Here is a 15,501-nt window from a genome sequence, read left to right as displayed (position 1 = left end):
GCGTGAGGTCGTATCTTGACCACCCGCACAGCCTCAAAACAGAGGGGGCGCCCGGACGCTTACATACCGTGCGTAACTGGCTCAAGCAGGGCTTGCCCGCGATCGACGAGTACACGCCGACGATGATTCGCGGTGCCGCCCTGCGAGCGTTCCACCAGAGAAAGCGCGCTGCCAATAAGCGGCCTTGCGCGCCCCATGAGCTTTACTGCGTCGCTTGCGGTTCACCGAAAGAACCAGCGGGCGGATTCGCGGACTTCGAGCCCGGCGCTGAAACGCGGGCCGGTCGCTTGATCGGCCTTTGCCCGACCTGTGAGCGAGTTATCCATAAGCACGTTAGCGAATCCGGGCTCATAGCTGCCTCTCGGCGACTCTCGATTCAACGTACCGATGGGCTGTCGATAGCCGCGCTAGAGCCCTCACAAGATGCCAAACGCTTCGGCGCGGAACGAGACACGGAAAGGGAATAAGCAGGTACGCCTCTCCCCTCTTAGATTGTGACTCACCACAGGAGCTAGCAGACATGGCTGACTACAGCGCGCGCAACGAGCGCATCAAGCATCAATACTTCGAGTACCTCAAAGAGGCGATGCGGTACAGCGACGACACGGTCGACAAGGTTTCGAAAGCACTGGCCCGCTTCGAAGCTTTCACTGAATGGCGGGATTTCGCCGGCTTCAGAGCCGACCATGCCGTCGCGTTCAAGAAAGACCTCGCTCGCCAGCGAGGCAGGCAATCCAAGAAGCCGCTCAGCAAATCGACACTGCACGGCACGTTGTCCGATCTGCGACGGTTCTTCCACTGGCTTGCCGGCCAGCCGGGGTACAAGTCGAAGCTCAATTACAGCGACTCGGATTACTTCAATCTGTCGGAAAAAGAATCTCGGGTCGCGCGCGCAAAACGCGAGACGCCTATCCCCACCCTAGAGCAAGTCCGGCATGCAGTAACGAACATGCCTAACGAATCGGAGACCGAACGGCGCGATCAAGCAGTGATCGCGTGGACGATCCTCACCGGCATGCGTGACGGCGCTACTGCCTCGCTCAAGCTCCGCCACGTCGATGTGCACACAAGACGTGTTTATCAAGATGCGCGCGAGGTCCGAACCAAGTTCAGCAAGTCATTCACCAGCTATTTCTTTCCTGTAGGTGGGCCATTCGAGCAAATCGTGGCGAATTGGATCACGTATCTCCGCGAAAGAAAGCGTTGGGGTCTCGATGACCCACTCTTTCCGGCCACCAAAGTCGTCAACGGGCACACGCATGCGTTCACCCCCTGTGGCGTCAAACCCGAGCCGTGGCAATCGGCGAATCCAATCCGCACGATCTTCAAACGAGCGTTCGAAGCGGTGGACATGCCTTACTTCAACCCACACAGCTTTCGAAATACGCTCGTCCGGCTTGGCGAACAGGTCTGTAACTCGCCGGAGGAATTCAAGGCATGGAGCCAGAATCTGGGCCATGAAAAAGTGATGACGACATTCAATAGCTACGGCGAAGTCCCAAGCTCGCGGCAAGGCAGCATCATGGAATCGCTCCAACGCAGTTCATCGCGCGATAGCCAGGACAAGGCACGTTTACGGAATTTCTTCGAGGCGTGGCTGGAAAGCGAGATGGAGTCGTTTTAGCTGCGTGGGATATGCTCAGTCGAGCAGCTCCCCGATTTCTGCCCGCTGGAAGCCCAAGCACCGGCTCGAGTCGTTTCGACAGGATCACCGTAATGCGCAATCGCTCTGTCTATACCGTAATGGCCGACTGCGGCGTCGGCGAGTTCCTATGGCGCAAGGATAATTCTGAGCGGCTCGGGGGTGTTGGTGGCAATCAGTTGTCACTTATGGAAGAGAATATCGGTAGCGAAGACATGTCCGATGCCCTGTTCTCAGACTTCTGCAACTGGGCGCGGCGCTATATGGCAGCGCTTCCAGACGATGTATTGGAGCCGATGAATCTCGATTGGTGTGATTTCAACGCGGCGGGCGTGCGCTTGGCACGCCGGCTACAAAAAGAGATGGCGCCCCGCGGGCACCTTGTGCGGTACTCACGCGCCTGGAATGATCCGAACCACGATGAAGAACCATTCATCGAGCTCTAGCACAGGGCGGGCTCGGTTCACGACTTGCAATAAGCGGCGGCTGTATTCTGTCCTGAAAGACACACTGCCGCGACACGCGGGCTTTGCCTGACTTGCAACCGTTTTATCTCGTGCTGATACGCTGCCTCACGCTCAATTAGACTGCCATCCGGTTGCTACCGTCGTTTCGGACGTTCAGACCAAGGAGTTGCTCGTGGTGCGAGCAACGGCATGCGTCTCGGCGGCGCCTCGCAGAGAAAAAGTGGTCAAGTCCAACCATTGGCCGCAGCGCAATGACTACCGTCGAAGACAATCTCGATCATCGCCGGAGACGAGAATTTGAGGCGCTTGCATCAAGAATACCGGCAAGGAAATCGCCAGCCTCGTCCTTCGTGCACGTCCGGACTTTCTCTCCGCAGCCTCGTGCTGCCGGCGTATGAGCCGACGCGGCGCGTGCCGGGCTCCCTCGCGGCCTACCACGCGCTCGATTCGTCTTTCGCGAAGCCAACCCTGACGTAGAGGGTATCGTCTCGCTTGCCTAGCGTCCCGTCCTTGCGAAAGCGCGTACCGTGAATCACAGCAAGGAAACCGTCATCGTGCATCCCGCCGGAAATCCTGCTTGCGAGAAGCTTGATCATCCCACGCCGACCGGCACTACAGACCACGTCGCCGACGCATATGCCCAGTATCTTCTGCGCCATACGTTGCCGTGCTAATTCGAGGCGCTGTTCCCAGTACTCGACTTGCTCATCGATCGCTTCGAACACGTCCAGGCCCGCCTGAACTGCACGGCGCTGGCCTTCGCCCATCCATAGCGTCAGGCAAGCCTCGCGCTCGCTCGCAGACGCCAGGAGATCGCCCGTTGAATGCCAGCCCGAGACGAGCGTTTCGTACATCTCTTCGGCCTGGGCCAGCCGTCGCGCGGCCTGATCATGGTTTGATGACAGCCGGCCGCGCGGCATGACGGGTGGAAGCTCTTTTTGCCGCGCAACGCGTTCGTTTTCTGGCACGAACTCATGCAGCGGCATGGCCTCACTCACAACGCTCGGACGGCTGTAACCACTCGCATCGCCCCACGCATGGGTATAGACCTCAACCCACAGCGCAGAAGGCGAAACGTGCAAACGCGCGGTGCCCAGTTGCCCGTGTAGCGGATCACCCGCCACGTGGAATCGCGGGACGTGTTCACAGGCGTGCAGGTTGCGAGCGACATGCTCGAGGTGATGCGTCCGCACCAATTCAGCCATCGTGCCTATTTCTTTCTTGAGGTCGTCGGTCACCCGAACGACGATCGTGCGAGCTTCCCTGCTCCACGGCGACCGGCCAGCCTCTTCGAAGACCACGACCACGTCGCCCGCCAGCGGCAGCAAGCGTTCGATGAGTTCATGTCCCGTGCTCGCGGCCGCTGTGCTCTGCGCGCCAGTCGGGCGTGGTCCGAACTGCAACCGCTCGCCGTCACGTTGCACGACCAAGATCACGGAGGCTGCGAATTGCGGCTCGATCGTTGTGAGGTAGTCGTTACGCAAAGCGTATGGCTTGGCATCCGCGGGGTAACTCACCATTTCTGCGGCCTTCAGGAATAGCTCGCGCCGCCTTGGTGATAGATATGTACCGACCGGCTTAGTGCGAGTGTGCTCTGGCTCGCGCGTCGCTTGCTCCAGCATCGCAGGCAGAGGCGGCCTACGCGGCTCCTCGCCGGTTTCGATACGTCGCCAGTATCCCGGCGGCGGCTTAGGAACTTGTAGCTTCCGGCAGCGTTTCTTAACGGCCGTATCGCTAATGCGAAGCTCTTTCGCGACTTGCGTGGTCGGCTTGCTCCAGACCAGTTCGAATAGCCGCTCACGCGAAACGTCGTCGCCGTTAGCCATGCGCTCCTCCCATGCGCTGCACGTCTCGCCCGCCTGCACAGGATGGCGCGCTCGCGCCGAACGCTGGCCTGCGGCGCACGTACAATGCAAGCTTTATTCAGCCGCTAAAGCGATTTATGCTCGCGCCGTGAACTATCTCTATCAATACTCGGGCGCCGATCGCCGGGGGTACTTTTGGGGGTACTTTCTCGATACGATATTATTTTTTTTATGTACAGACAGAGTTTTATTAGACGATTGTGGTAGCCGCCCCGGCACCATCCGAATCCCCCTTATACTTGTGGCCGCACGAGGCCCCGCTCCTGCGAGGCAGGGCATCGGCCGTGCAATTGCGACGTTGGCGTACCTTAGCGCACACGCGCGTCGTTATCGGACTCGAGCGAGGCGAACGGGTAGAAAACCGGCATCGAATGGAATCTCGGCGCCTTTCCGTTGTCTGAACGCTCGATCCATTTCGCTCGCAAATCAATTGGCTGTCTGTATGCCTGCTCAATCCGCCGCGGCCGAACGCGGCTCTGTTACCGCTGGACGCCCGCAGATGAAGATCGACGATCGGCTGCTTGCCGACTGCCATCACCTTGGCACCCTGGAACGCGCGACCGTGTTGTTGCATCGCCACGCGGCCGTGGGCTGGCTGATTCTGGTACCGGATACCGACGCCCAGGACTGGCACGAGCTCGACGATGCCGAATGCCAACGGGTCAACGAACAGATTCGGGCCTTGTGCGGCTGGGCGGCGGACTGGTTCGATGCCGACAAGATGAACGTGGCCACGCTCGGCAACCAGGTGGCCCAGATGCATATTCATATCATCGCGCGGCAAAAAACCGACGCATGCTGGCCCGGTCCGGTCTGGGGGCAGCTGCCGGAACACGACATCGGCTACGATGCCACCAGCGTCAGCGGGCTGCGCAGCGCGCTCGCGCGCGACCTGCGGCTGGTTACGGAGCACGACGCATGAGCGACGCGCATAGTGAACTCGAAGTGCGCATCGCCTATCAGGACGATGCGATCGAACAGCTCAGCCAGCAGCTGTTCGCGCAATCGCGAGAAATCGAGCGCTTAGCCGAGCGCTGTCGCCAGTTGGAGGAACGCGTCCAGCGGCTGGCCGAAGGCGAGCCCGAGGCAGCGACCGACGAGACGCCGCCCCACTACTGATCATCGCGTCGACGACAGACGAAAACCGACCGACCGGCTCACCAGAAGCCGGCCGGTACGTACGCGGTCGCGCTTAGAACTGGATGCGACCGCCGCCCTGGCCGCCGCCGAAGCCACCCTGGCCGCCACCATAACCGCCGCCCTGGCCCGGCACCTGGATCTTCTGACTCTGCTGGCGCTGCATTTCCTTGAGTTCGTCGATCGCCCGTTCGGCGGCCGCGTTCACGGCTTCCGGGAACTTGTCGATCGCGCCGGCCAGATCATCGGCTTCGAGATCGAACGACAAGGGCAGACTACCGGCCGGCGTCATCAAGCTGGCCGAGCCCTCGTAGCGCACTTCGCGCGAATCGTCGTCGTCGCCGTTGGCCGTCACCGGAATGAGCTTCCGGATGCTGCCGACCTTGAGATCGGAGAAGGATTCTTCCCGATACATGTTCTCGGCGTCGAGCTTGATTTCGGGCATGTTGGTATCGGCCATCGCTGGGTCCTGTCGCTATGATTGATGGCCCAGAGGATAACAGCGACCGGCCCGGCGTCGAACGCTGTACCCGACAACGATTATTCAGAAGCGGCCCGCATTTGCGCCGCACTCGGCCGCACGTGCTGCCGGCTCACGACGGCCGTCGTGCTATCGGCCGCGGGTATCGTCATGCGACCGGCCGGGCCCGCGCATGACCGGCTATTGCGGCGTCGCATGGGCGCTCCCGGCGGAGATGGCGGCCCGAATACGTGCCTGCAGCTCGGTCTTGAACCGGGCGCGCAGTGCGGTCTCGGCGCTGTCTTCGTCCGGGCCGGTCGCCATCTCCTGCTGCATGCCCTGATAAAACGAGCGCGTGCTCGCGTCGCCCGAGTCTTCGGCCGGCGTGCGCAACAGGCTCGTGGTGGCCGCGGCGGCGATCGTGGCGCCCGTGCTGTCCTGGGTTTCGCTGACGAGCACCATGATCCGCAGCACACGCACGCCGGCCGGCAGGTTATCGTCATCGACACTCAGCACGGCCTGCCCGGACTGCGACAGCACTTCGCGGGCCATGGCCTCGATCAGGTCGTCCGGCAATATCGCCTGACTGGTGGACGTGCCGACGATATCCAGATACAGCGGCCGCTCGCTGCCCGTTGCGTTGGAGGCCGAGCTGCCGGTCTGTGCATTCGCCGCCGGCAGAGCGGCGAATACAAGCAGACCGGCCAGAAGAACGACCCGAAAGAGTCGATCGCGCATGGTTACCCCGTATTGCGCATGCCGGCGGCGATCGCGTTGATCGACCGCAGCACGGGGTCGAGCCAGATCCGGTCGCCGGCTTCGCGATAGCGCGTGAGCGCGGCGATCTGGATATGGTTGAGCGGATCCAGATACGGGCGCCGGCGATCCAGCGAGGTCCGCAGCACCGGATCGTCATCCAGCAGGCCGTGCTCGCCGGTGATGCCGAGAATGCCGGTCACGGCGCGATCGTATTCGGCATGAATGGCCTCGAAGATATGCCCTTGCCCGGCCGCGAGCTGGGCGTATTCCGAGGCGATGGTCATATCGGCCTTGGCCAGCGACATCTGCACGTTATCGATGATGGTCCGGAAGTACGGCCATTCGCGGTACAGCATCTGCAACGATTCGTTGTCGACCCCGCCCTCGGTCAACGCGGTGCCGAGACCGAGCCACCCGGGCAGCGTATGCCGCGACTGCGCCCAGGCGAACACCCAGGAGATCGCGCGGATCGACGATTTATCCAGCTTGGCCTTGGACGGGCGTGAGCCCGGACGCGAGCCGATGTTCAGGGCGCCGATCTCCGCGGTCGGCGTGGCCGCCTGGAAGTAGTCGAAAAAGCCTTCCGTGTTCTCGGTCAGATTGCGATAGAAGCGCTCTCCCCGGTCGGACAGCTTCGACGCCATGTCGGAGAAATCGGCATCCGAGGGCCGCGTGCCGCTGGCCTTGAGCGTGCCGGTCACGCCGAGCGTGAGCTCGTGCACGGCGGTTTCCGGATTACTGTACTTGGCGAAGATCATTTCACCCTGCTCGGTGAACTTGATCTTCGAACGCACGGTGCCCGGCGGCTGCGACATGATCGCCTGATGGGTCGGGCCGCCGCCGCGACCGACCGTGCCCCCGCGGCCATGGAACAGCACGCAGTCCACGCCGTGGCGCTCGCACAGCGCGACCGCTTCCTGCTGGGCCCGATAGAGCTGCCAGCGCGAGGTCATTATGCCGCCGTCCTTGCAGGAGTCGGAATAGCCGAGCATGACTTCCTGTCGCAACGTGTGATCGCTGGCCCCGGCCTCGACGAAGGCGCGGTAGTGCGGGTTTTCCAGCAGCTTGTCGAGCACCGGCTCGATATGTTCGAGGTCGGGCACGGTCTCGAACAAGGGCGCGATCGCCAGCGGCGGCGCCATGTCGCTGCCCGGCTCGTAGACGCCGGTCACACGCATCAGCCAGACCAGCGCCAGCACGTCGGACGCGCTGTGCGTCATCGAGATGACATAGCTGCCGAACGCCGCATTGCCGAGCGTGCGCGTGAATTCGCGCACCACGGCCAGACTTTCGAGCGTGTCCTCGACTTCCGACGACACATCCAGCCGCCCGAGCTGGGGCGGGTGTTCGCGAGCGAGCTCGCGATTGAGAATCTCGACGCGCCCCGCCTCGTCCAGCGAGGCGTAGTCGTCCGTGATCTTGAACGCGGCCATCAGCTCCTGGACACACTGGGTATGCCGGGTCGATTCTTCGCGCAGATCGAGTCGGGCCAGATGAAAGCCGAAGGTCTCGACCAGGCGCTGCCAGTCCTTGATGCGGTCGTTGGCGATGGCCTCGTCGCCGTGACCGACCAGCGATTCGCGCATGATGCGGATATCGTCGACCAGCTCGTCGGCCGAGGTATAAGCCAGCGGCGGGCGCTCGCTGCGCTCCGCGCGCAGACGCAGCTCGGTCTGGATCTGATCGACCATCGCCGACAGACGCCGACGCATCAGATACAGCTTGCGCCGATACGGCTCGGCGGCGTAGCGCTCGGGGCGCGTGCCGGTATGCGCGGCAATCCGCTGCTCGTCGTCTTCCAGCCCGGCCATGAATTCCGCGCTCGGCTTGCACCAGCGGGCCGAGAACGGCAGCCGGCTCGACAGCTCGTCGATGCGACGCAGATATTCCGACAGAATCTCGCGCGACTGCAGGCGCAGCGCATAGCGGGTCTCGCGGGCGGTAACGTAGGGATTGCCATCGCGGTCGCCGCCGATCCACGAACCGAACGCCAGGACCGGCGGCGCATCGACCCGCTTGCCGTAGTTGTTCTCGATCGCTTTTTCCAGATTGCGATAGATCTGCGGCACGCTCGAAAACAGCGACGCACGGAAGTAGTACAGCCCGTTGCGGATCTCGTCCTCGACCGTGGGCCGCGAACCGCGCAGTTCCTCGGTCTTCCACAACACCTGGATGTTCTGGCGGATATGTTCTTCGATCTCGGTGCGCTGGATCTCGTCGGGATTGCCGAAGGTGAGTTCGTGGAACCACTCGAAGATCCGGCGCAGCGCATCCAGCACCGCCCGCGGCTTGGCCTCGGTCGGGTGCGCCGTGAACACCGGGATGAAGGACAGATCCTTCAACTGCTTCATCGCATCATCCAGCGAGACGCCGCGGGATGCCATGTCGGAGAAGGTCCGATTGAACGAGCCCAGCCAGCGCGGATCGCCATCCGCGGCCAAGCGCCGACGCGTGCGATGCGCGTGCAGTTCTTCGAGCAGGTTGGCCAGATTGAAATAGATGGCGAAGGCGCGCGTGACCTCGGTCATGGTCTCCGCCGGCAGCGAGTCGATCATCGACATCAGCTTCGCGCGCTGTTGTTCGTCCTCGGCCTCGCGCAGCGAGATGAACCCCCGCCGCAGCGTTTCCACCGTATCGAACACTTCCGAGCGCGCCTGCGACTGGAGCACATCGCCCAGCAGCGAGCCGGCGCGACGCACCTGAGCGCGAAGCTCGCGGTCGGCTTCGGCGAGGTCGGCGTCGCCGGCGGCGGGATGCTTTTCGTTGATCGCTGGATTCATTCGTCTGGCTAGTCTGATTCGGTTTGCTTGTCGCCTGAGCATATCAGCGTTCGCCGCGCCTGCCGCACTGCACCATTGTCGCGGCTCCCGGACCGGGTCTCATGTAGCATGAGTGCGCCGGCACGGCCCGGCGACGATCGATCACGGCCCCAAACGCGATGCCTGCCATGCCCGAGCCCATGAATTTCTGCCCGAACTGCGGTGCCCCGACGGAGTTTCGTATTCCCGAGGGCGACGACCGCCGGCGCAATATCTGCACCGCCACCGGGGAGATCTTCTACGACAATCCACGCAATGTGGTCGGCACCATCGTCGAGCGCGAGGGCCGAATTCTGATGTGCCGGCGCGCCATCGAACCGCGGCGGCATTTCTGGACGCTGCCGGCCGGGTTTCTCGAGCTGGGCGAAACCAGCGCCGATGGCGCCGCCCGTGAAACACTCGAGGAAGCGGGCGTGACGGTTCGCGAGCCACGTCTGTTCAACATGATCGACGTCACCCACATCGGCCAGATCCATATCTTTTTCATCGCCGATATGATCGGCGAAGACTATGCGCCCGGCCTGGAAAGCAGCGAAGTGACCTTTCTCGCCGAAGATGAGATCGACTGGCCGCAGCTGGCGTTTCCGACCATTCACCGCACGCTCGAACGCTATTTCGCCAGTCGCCGGACGGGCGATTTCGGCGTGCGGGTGGAATCGCTCGGCTCGCAGGACTGGCGCGCCATGGCGCTGGATCGCGAACCGCGCGACTGAACTTCACGTAGTACCGCTGGCGCGGCCAGCTGGTAAACTGCCGCCCAATCCGATTCTTCGACAGCTCCAGCGACGAGGCTGACCATGACCTTCGTTGTCACCGAAAACTGCATCAAGTGCAAATACACCGACTGCGTGGAAGTCTGCCCGGTGGATTGTTTCCATGAAGGCCCGAACTTCCTGGCCATCGATCCGGAGGAGTGCATCGACTGCACGCTCTGCGAGCCGGAGTGCCCGGTCGAAGCCATCGTCTCGGAAGATGACTTGCCCGAGGACCAGGCCGATTTCCTGCAATTGAATGCGGAACTCGCGGCCGAGTGGCCGGTGATCACTGAGGTCAAGAAACCGCCGGAAGACGCCGACGAATGGGCCGACAAGCCCAACAAGCGGGAACTGCTTGAGCGTTGATTCGCGCTCAGCCGTCCGCGGCGAGCATGTCCGCGTAGGCGTTCACGCATAGATCATGCGCTTCGATGCCGAGTTGGCCCATGAGCCGCTCGGCTTCGCGCTGGCCGTCGGCCGGCCGCTCTTCTGCCTCCAGCACAACCTCGAGTTCCACGAAATCGCCGAGTCCTTCGACCCGGTCGAGATGAATGCGCGTGCGCCCGGCCATATAGAGCTGCCGTGTCTTGACCACCCGCACCCAGCAGCCGAGCGCTCGCGTGAGCGTCGCGCGTAGCCCGGCCGGGTCCTCGGTTTCGCTGCGCGTATACGACGACAGGCTCGGTTCGGGGGTGTCCGGTCGTTCATAGGCGATCAGCTCCCCGTGTCCGTTGCCGAAATCGCGCAGCTTGAGCCGCCCGGCCGCGCAGACGAAGAAGCTGTCGTCCTGTCGCAGATCGGCCGTGGGTGCGCCGGCCAACGCCTCGATCCGAGCCTGTAGCGCCGCCCGGTCCCGGCACACGGCCTTAATCTCGATATTTCTCGCCATAGCCACTGTCTCTGTCAGCCGCGCGGATGATGATCGGCATGCAACGCCTTGAGCCGCGCCCGCGCAACGTGCGTGTAGATCTGCGTGGTCGACAGATCGGCATGGCCGAGCAGCATCTGAACCGCCCGCAGATCCGCGCCGTGGTTGAGCAGATGCGTGGCGAACGCATGGCGTAGCCCGTGCGGCGAGACATGCGCTGTGATGCCGGCGGCGATCGCGTGCGCGCGGATTCGATGCCAGACGTTCTGCCGGGTCATGCCGCCGCCGCGGGCGGTGACGAACAAGGCATCCGAGACCGCGCCGCCCAATAGCGTGGATCGCGCCTGCGCCAGATAACGCTCCACCCAGTCCACCGCCGCCCCGCCGAGCGGCACGAGGCGCTCGCGCCCACCCTTGCCGGTCACCCGGATCACGCCCTGGCGCGTGTTCACCTGGGCGCGCGTGGCCGACACCAGTTCGGAGACCCGCAGCCCGGCCGCGTACATCAGTTCCAGCATCGCACGGTCACGCAGGCCGAGATCGGTGTCGGTATCGGGCGCGCGGATCAGTGCCTCCACGTCGCGCTCGGTGAGCGTCCTGGGCAGGCGCCGGCCCTGGGCCGGCATGTCGATCAGCGCCGTGGGGTCGCGCTCGATCGCCCCGGCGCGCTTCTGATAACGATAGAACTGGCGCAGACTCGACAGGCATCGCGCCGCGCTGCGCGGGCTCGATCCGGGCGTATTGCGATCGGCGAGATAAGCCTGGACATCGCTGGCGGTGGCCGCAAGCAGGCCGCCGCGGGCCGCCTGCCACTGGCCGAAGCGCGCCAGGTCGTTGCGATACGCGGCCAGTGTGGCCTCCGCCAGCCCGCGTTCGGCCCACAGACCGTCGAGAAAACGTTCGATGACGTCGGCGGTGGCCGCGTTCACGGCGTCGATGGCTGCCATGGCGCGAGCGTATAATCCGCCGATTGATTTAGCCAGCCCCCTTGCCCGATGGACGATACCGTACGCGCACCGAGCCCTCGTCAGCGCTACGAGACCGATCTCCAGGATCCGGAATTCATCCGCGATCCGGCCCAGGAACAAGCCGTCGATGCGCTGCAGTCGATCTACGAACGACTGCTGGACAACCCCACCGTCAGCCGCGGCCTGTTCGGCCGCAAGAAAGAGCGCCCTCAGGTGGAGGGGCTGTATCTCTGGGGCGGCGTGGGCCGCGGCAAGACCTATCTCATGGATTGCTTCTTCGACGCCCTGCCGTTCGAGGAAAAAACCCGGCTGCATTTCCATCGCTTCATGCAGAAGGTGCACGAGGCTCGCAAGCGCTATGCGAACCAGAGCGATCCATTGAAGAAGATCGCCGCGGAATGGGCCGCTGATCGTGTGCTCTGTTTCGACGAGTTCTTCGTCTCCGACATCGCCGATGCGATGATTCTGTCGCGACTCACCGAGGAGCTGTTCGCCCGCAACGTGACGCTCGTGGCGACCTCCAACGTCGACCCCGCCGATTTGTACAAGGGCGGCCTGAAGCGTGACCGCTTCCTGCCGGCAATCGAGCGGCTGAAGCAGAACTGCCGGATCATGCATCTGGCCGACGGCACCGACTTCCGCCTCGACCACATCGAGGAATCGGCGACCTATCAGATGCCGCCGGGCGACGAGGCCGACGCCGTGCTGGCGCGCTATTTCGAGCGCCTGGCCACGGGCGCGATTCGCGAGAATGGCAACGTCAAGATTCTCGGCCGCAAGCTGCCCACGCGCCGTCGTGCCGATGCCATCGCCTGGTTCGACTTCGATACGCTCTGTCGCACGCCGCGCTCGGCCAACGACTACATCGAGCTGGCCCGCGAGTTCAGCGTGATCATGATCTCCGGCGTACCCGTATTCGGCGATGCCGACGACAACGCCGCGCGGCGTTTCATCAACGCGATCGACGAATTCTACGATCGGCGCGTCAACGTGTTCGTGACCGCCGAGGCAGGCCCCGACGATCTCTATGACGGCTCGGAGTTGACCTTCGAATTCGAGCGCACGGCGAGCCGACTACACGAGATGAGCACCGCCGAATACATCGGCGCGGCGCATCGAAGCTAGATACGCCGCGCCACCGCGAGTACGGCCGTCATCTGAGCCACCGTGGCGTCGTCCTGATTACTGAGCAGCAGGTCCAGCGTGACGCGGCCGGCGCCTTGCGCCTCCGGCACGTCGCAGTCGATGACCGTCACGCGGGCCGACAGGCGATCGTCGGGATAGACCGGCGCACGCCAGCGCAGATCGCGAATCTCATGGCACCCGCGACAGGCCAGCGGCCAGTCGGGATTATTGATGAGCAAGTCGAGCATCAGCGCGCCCGTGTGCCAGCCCGACGCAGACAAGCGGCCGAAATAGGTCTGGCTGGCGGCTTCGTCGCTCAGGTGAAACGGCTGCGGATCGTACGCCCGCGCGAAGGCCAGCACCTCGTCGCGGCTGGCGCCGGTGGGCCCGAGGACCACCACCTGGCCCGGCATCAGATCGTCGAAGGCGATCATGACGCGGTCTCCCGACGCGCGACCAGGGCGTTGGTCCACATCCGGGCCACGGCGTCGCCGCGCTGATTCTCCAAGGTCATGGTCTGCTTGATCAGCCCCATCTCGGGGCGGCTCTCCAGCACCCGTGCCGATAACAGCTCGGTCGACAACGTCAGCACGTCGCCGATCCGCGCCGCGGTGGGCCAGTCGATGCGATCCACGCCGGGCGAACCGAGCGAGGCCATGTCGGTCAGCGCGTGGTCGACCAGCAACCGCATGGCGATGCAGCATAGCCAGTAGCCGGGCACAGCGTCTGCGTCGGCGCCGACCACGGCCGGCACCGCGAACCGCGACACAAAGTCGGCGTGCTCTTTTTCGGTCAACTCGTATCGGCCGTAGCGATGCGTCTCGCCCACGGCCAGATCTTCCCAGTAACGCATGCCGCCTCATCACCTCCAGATCGCGAGCATGCCACGATCGGATGGCATGCGCCGAAAGGCGCGTAGACGATGCAGCCGACCGCGCCCCACGCTGGCCCGAATCAATAACGTTCGCGCAAGGAGATGCGCCCGTGCTATCGACGATGATGGACCGCCCGTTGCTGCTCGACCATTTGCTGGAGCGGGCCACGACCGAGTTCGGCGATGTCGAGATCGTGAGCCAGCGTCCCGACAAATCGCGCCATCGCTATACCTATGCCGACATGGTGGCGCGTGCCAAGCAGCTGGCGGCGGCCCTGCTCGAAGCCGGGGTACAGGCCGGCGATCGCGTGGCGACGCTGTCGTGGAATCACTATGCCCATCTCGAGGCCTATTTCGGCATCCCGGCCATGGGCGGCGTCTGCCACATGGTGAATCTCCGCCTGGCGCCCGAGGATATCGCCTGGATTATCAACCACGCCGAAGACCGTATCCTGATCGTCGACGACGTGCTGCTGCCGCTGTATCGCCAGTTCGCCGACGCGATCGACGTCGAGCGTGTCATCGTGGTGCCTTTGTCCGGCGAACCGGTTCCGGACGACCTGCTCGACTACGAGACGTTCCTCGCCGGTGCCCCGGACGATTTCACCTATCCCGACAAGAGCGAGTACGACGCCTGCGGCATGTGCTACACCTCGGGCACCACGGGCCGGCCGAAGGGCGTGACCTATTCGCATCGCTCGACCGTGCTGCACGCGCTCACTGGCGCGCTGCCGGATAATCTCGATCTGTCGTACAACGACACCGTGCTGCCCGTAGTGCCGATGTTCCACGTCAACGCCTGGGGCCTGCCCTATATGGCGACGATGATCGGCGCCAAGCAGGTGTTTCCCGGGCCGCATCTGGACGCCGAAAGCCTTCTGGATCTGTACGTGGCCGAAGACGTGAATATCTCCGCGGGCGTGCCGACGATCTGGATGGCCATTCTCAAGGCGCTGGATGCCGAACCCGAGCGCTGGGCTCTGCGTTCGGACCTGCATATGATCGTCGGCGGCTCGGCCGCACCGGAATCGATGCTGCGCCGCTTCGACGATCACGGGCTGACCGTCATGCAGGCTTGGGGCATGACCGAAACCTCGCCGCTCGGCACCACCGGCCGGCTCAAGCCGGCCATTCAGGCGATGGACCGGGACGCACAGTACGCCAAGCGCGCGACGGTGGGCACGACCGTGCCGCTAGTTGATATCCGGATCGTCGACGCCGACGGGCACATCGCGCCGCGCGACGGCGAGTCCATGGGCGAGTTGCAGATCCGCGGGCCGTGGATCGCGGGCAGCTATTACCGCCTGGACAACAGCGAAGAGAAATTCACGGCCGACGGCTGGCTGCGCACCGGCGATATCGCGACCATCGATGCCCACGGTTACATCGATATCACCGATCGCACCAAGGACGTCATCAAGTCCGGCGGCGAATGGATTTCTTCGGTCCACCTGGAAAACGAGCTTATGGGCCATCCGGATATCGCCGAAGCCGCCGTGATCGCACGCACCGACGAACGCTGGGGCGAACGGCCGCTGGCCGCGGTCGTGCCGCGCGAGGGCGCCGACGTCACCCCGGAGACACTGCGCGAGTTTCTGCTCGAACGCATGCCGAAATGGATGGTGCCGGACGATTTCGTCGTGGTAGACGGGATACCGCGCACGGCAACCGGCAAGTTCAGCAAGCGCGATCTGCGGGCTCAGCTCGGCCACGACAAGCCCGGTTGATACACGAAATGAACCGGCATCGTTCGCGGTACTTC

At 63.6% G+C, this 15,501-nt stretch carries 16 protein-coding genes; 8 read left to right on the top strand and 8 right to left on the bottom strand.

The window, feature by feature from the left end; all coding sequences use genetic code 11:
* Nucleotides 1–520 precede the first annotated feature (520 nt).
* Both C41B8_RS09565 and C41B8_RS09560 read left to right on the top strand, forming a co-directional pair.
* On the top strand, nucleotides 521–1,624 hold the full coding sequence (locus tag C41B8_RS09565; RefSeq protein WP_037337055.1) for a tyrosine-type recombinase/integrase: 1,104 nt from the start codon (nucleotides 521–523) through the stop codon (nucleotides 1,622–1,624).
* Nucleotides 1,625–1,716: 92 nt separating this feature from the next.
* Complete coding sequence (locus C41B8_RS09560; protein WP_037337052.1) at nucleotides 1,717–2,088, top strand: hypothetical protein; 372 nt, start codon at nucleotides 1,717–1,719, stop codon at nucleotides 2,086–2,088.
* A gap of 452 nt (nucleotides 2,089–2,540) precedes the next feature.
* Here C41B8_RS09560 and C41B8_RS19605 read toward each other — a convergent pair whose 3' ends face one another.
* Nucleotides 2,541–3,935, bottom strand: a complete 1,395-nt coding sequence (locus C41B8_RS19605; RefSeq protein ID WP_198025136.1) for a hypothetical protein — start codon at nucleotides 3,933–3,935, stop codon at nucleotides 2,541–2,543.
* Between the two features lie 538 nt (nucleotides 3,936–4,473).
* Between C41B8_RS19605 and C41B8_RS21015 the strand changes: the two genes are divergently transcribed.
* Nucleotides 4,474–4,896, top strand: coding sequence for an HIT domain-containing protein (locus C41B8_RS21015; RefSeq protein WP_037337050.1), 423 nt, complete (start codon nucleotides 4,474–4,476; stop codon nucleotides 4,894–4,896).
* The gene (locus C41B8_RS09545) at nucleotides 4,893–5,093 is read left to right on the top strand and encodes a SlyX family protein (protein ID WP_037337046.1); all 201 of its coding nucleotides are present in this window, start codon (nucleotides 4,893–4,895) and stop codon (nucleotides 5,091–5,093) included. The genes C41B8_RS21015 and C41B8_RS09545 overlap by 4 nt, the downstream gene beginning before the upstream one ends.
* A gap of 73 nt (nucleotides 5,094–5,166) precedes the next feature.
* Here the strand turns inward: C41B8_RS09545 and C41B8_RS09540 are convergent, their stop codons facing one another.
* From C41B8_RS09540 to ppc, 3 genes are all read right to left on the bottom strand, one after another.
* The gene (locus C41B8_RS09540; RefSeq protein ID WP_037337043.1) at nucleotides 5,167–5,571 is read right to left on the bottom strand and encodes a hypothetical protein; all 405 of its coding nucleotides are present in this window, start codon (nucleotides 5,569–5,571) and stop codon (nucleotides 5,167–5,169) included.
* A gap of 201 nt (nucleotides 5,572–5,772) precedes the next feature.
* On the bottom strand, nucleotides 5,773–6,309 hold the full coding sequence (locus tag C41B8_RS09535) for a hypothetical protein (protein WP_037337040.1): 537 nt from the start codon (nucleotides 6,307–6,309) through the stop codon (nucleotides 5,773–5,775).
* 2 nt (nucleotides 6,310–6,311) lie between these two features.
* A complete protein-coding gene (ppc, locus tag C41B8_RS09530; RefSeq protein ID WP_037337037.1) occupies nucleotides 6,312–9,110 on the bottom strand; it encodes a phosphoenolpyruvate carboxylase in 2,799 nt (932 codons plus the stop codon).
* A 167-nt stretch (nucleotides 9,111–9,277) separates the two neighbouring features.
* Between ppc and C41B8_RS09525 the strand changes: the two genes are divergently transcribed.
* Complete coding sequence (locus tag C41B8_RS09525) at nucleotides 9,278–9,862, top strand: NUDIX hydrolase (protein WP_232226036.1); 585 nt, start codon at nucleotides 9,278–9,280, stop codon at nucleotides 9,860–9,862.
* Between the two features lie 84 nt (nucleotides 9,863–9,946).
* Nucleotides 9,947–10,270 (top strand): ferredoxin FdxA, encoded by a 324-nt coding sequence (gene fdxA, locus C41B8_RS09520; protein WP_037337034.1) that lies wholly within the window; start codon nucleotides 9,947–9,949, stop codon nucleotides 10,268–10,270.
* A gap of 7 nt (nucleotides 10,271–10,277) precedes the next feature.
* On the opposite strand, the gene C41B8_RS09515 is transcribed toward fdxA, so the two are convergent.
* Together C41B8_RS09515 and xerD are read right to left on the bottom strand one after the other, a co-directional pair.
* A complete protein-coding gene (locus tag C41B8_RS09515) occupies nucleotides 10,278–10,793 on the bottom strand; it encodes a class IV adenylate cyclase (protein ID WP_037337031.1) in 516 nt (171 codons plus the stop codon).
* 14 nt (nucleotides 10,794–10,807) lie between these two features.
* Nucleotides 10,808–11,719 (bottom strand): site-specific tyrosine recombinase XerD, encoded by a 912-nt coding sequence (gene xerD / locus C41B8_RS09510; RefSeq protein ID WP_037337028.1) that lies wholly within the window; start codon nucleotides 11,717–11,719, stop codon nucleotides 10,808–10,810.
* A 48-nt stretch (nucleotides 11,720–11,767) separates the two neighbouring features.
* Here xerD and zapE point away from each other — a divergent pair, with 48 nt between their 5' ends.
* On the top strand, nucleotides 11,768–12,865 hold the full coding sequence (gene zapE, locus C41B8_RS09505; RefSeq protein WP_037337023.1) for a cell division protein ZapE: 1,098 nt from the start codon (nucleotides 11,768–11,770) through the stop codon (nucleotides 12,863–12,865).
* On the opposite strand, the gene C41B8_RS09500 is transcribed toward zapE, so the two are convergent.
* A complete protein-coding gene (locus C41B8_RS09500) occupies nucleotides 12,862–13,299 on the bottom strand; it encodes a MaoC/PaaZ C-terminal domain-containing protein (RefSeq protein WP_051883337.1) in 438 nt (145 codons plus the stop codon). The genes zapE and C41B8_RS09500 overlap by 4 nt on opposite strands.
* Nucleotides 13,296–13,718 carry a hotdog family protein gene (locus C41B8_RS09495; RefSeq protein ID WP_037337020.1) on the bottom strand — a complete coding sequence of 141 codons (423 nt, stop codon included), beginning with the start codon at nucleotides 13,716–13,718 and terminating at the stop codon, nucleotides 13,296–13,298. Before C41B8_RS09495 ends, C41B8_RS09500 begins: the two co-directional genes overlap by 4 nt.
* Nucleotides 13,719–13,849: 131 nt before the next feature.
* Here C41B8_RS09495 and C41B8_RS09490 point away from each other — a divergent pair, with 131 nt between their 5' ends.
* The gene (locus tag C41B8_RS09490; protein WP_156962493.1) at nucleotides 13,850–15,466 is read left to right on the top strand and encodes a long-chain fatty acid--CoA ligase; all 1,617 of its coding nucleotides are present in this window, start codon (nucleotides 13,850–13,852) and stop codon (nucleotides 15,464–15,466) included.
* Nucleotides 15,467–15,501: the final 35 nt, after the last annotated feature.

Origin of the sequence: Salinisphaera hydrothermalis C41B8, assembly GCF_000732535.1 — a bacterium.
Lineage (GTDB): Bacteria > Pseudomonadota > Gammaproteobacteria > Nevskiales > Salinisphaeraceae > Salinisphaera > Salinisphaera hydrothermalis.
The sequence above is the reverse complement of the archived record's forward strand: the minus strand, read 5'-3'. Positions and strand labels throughout refer to the sequence as shown.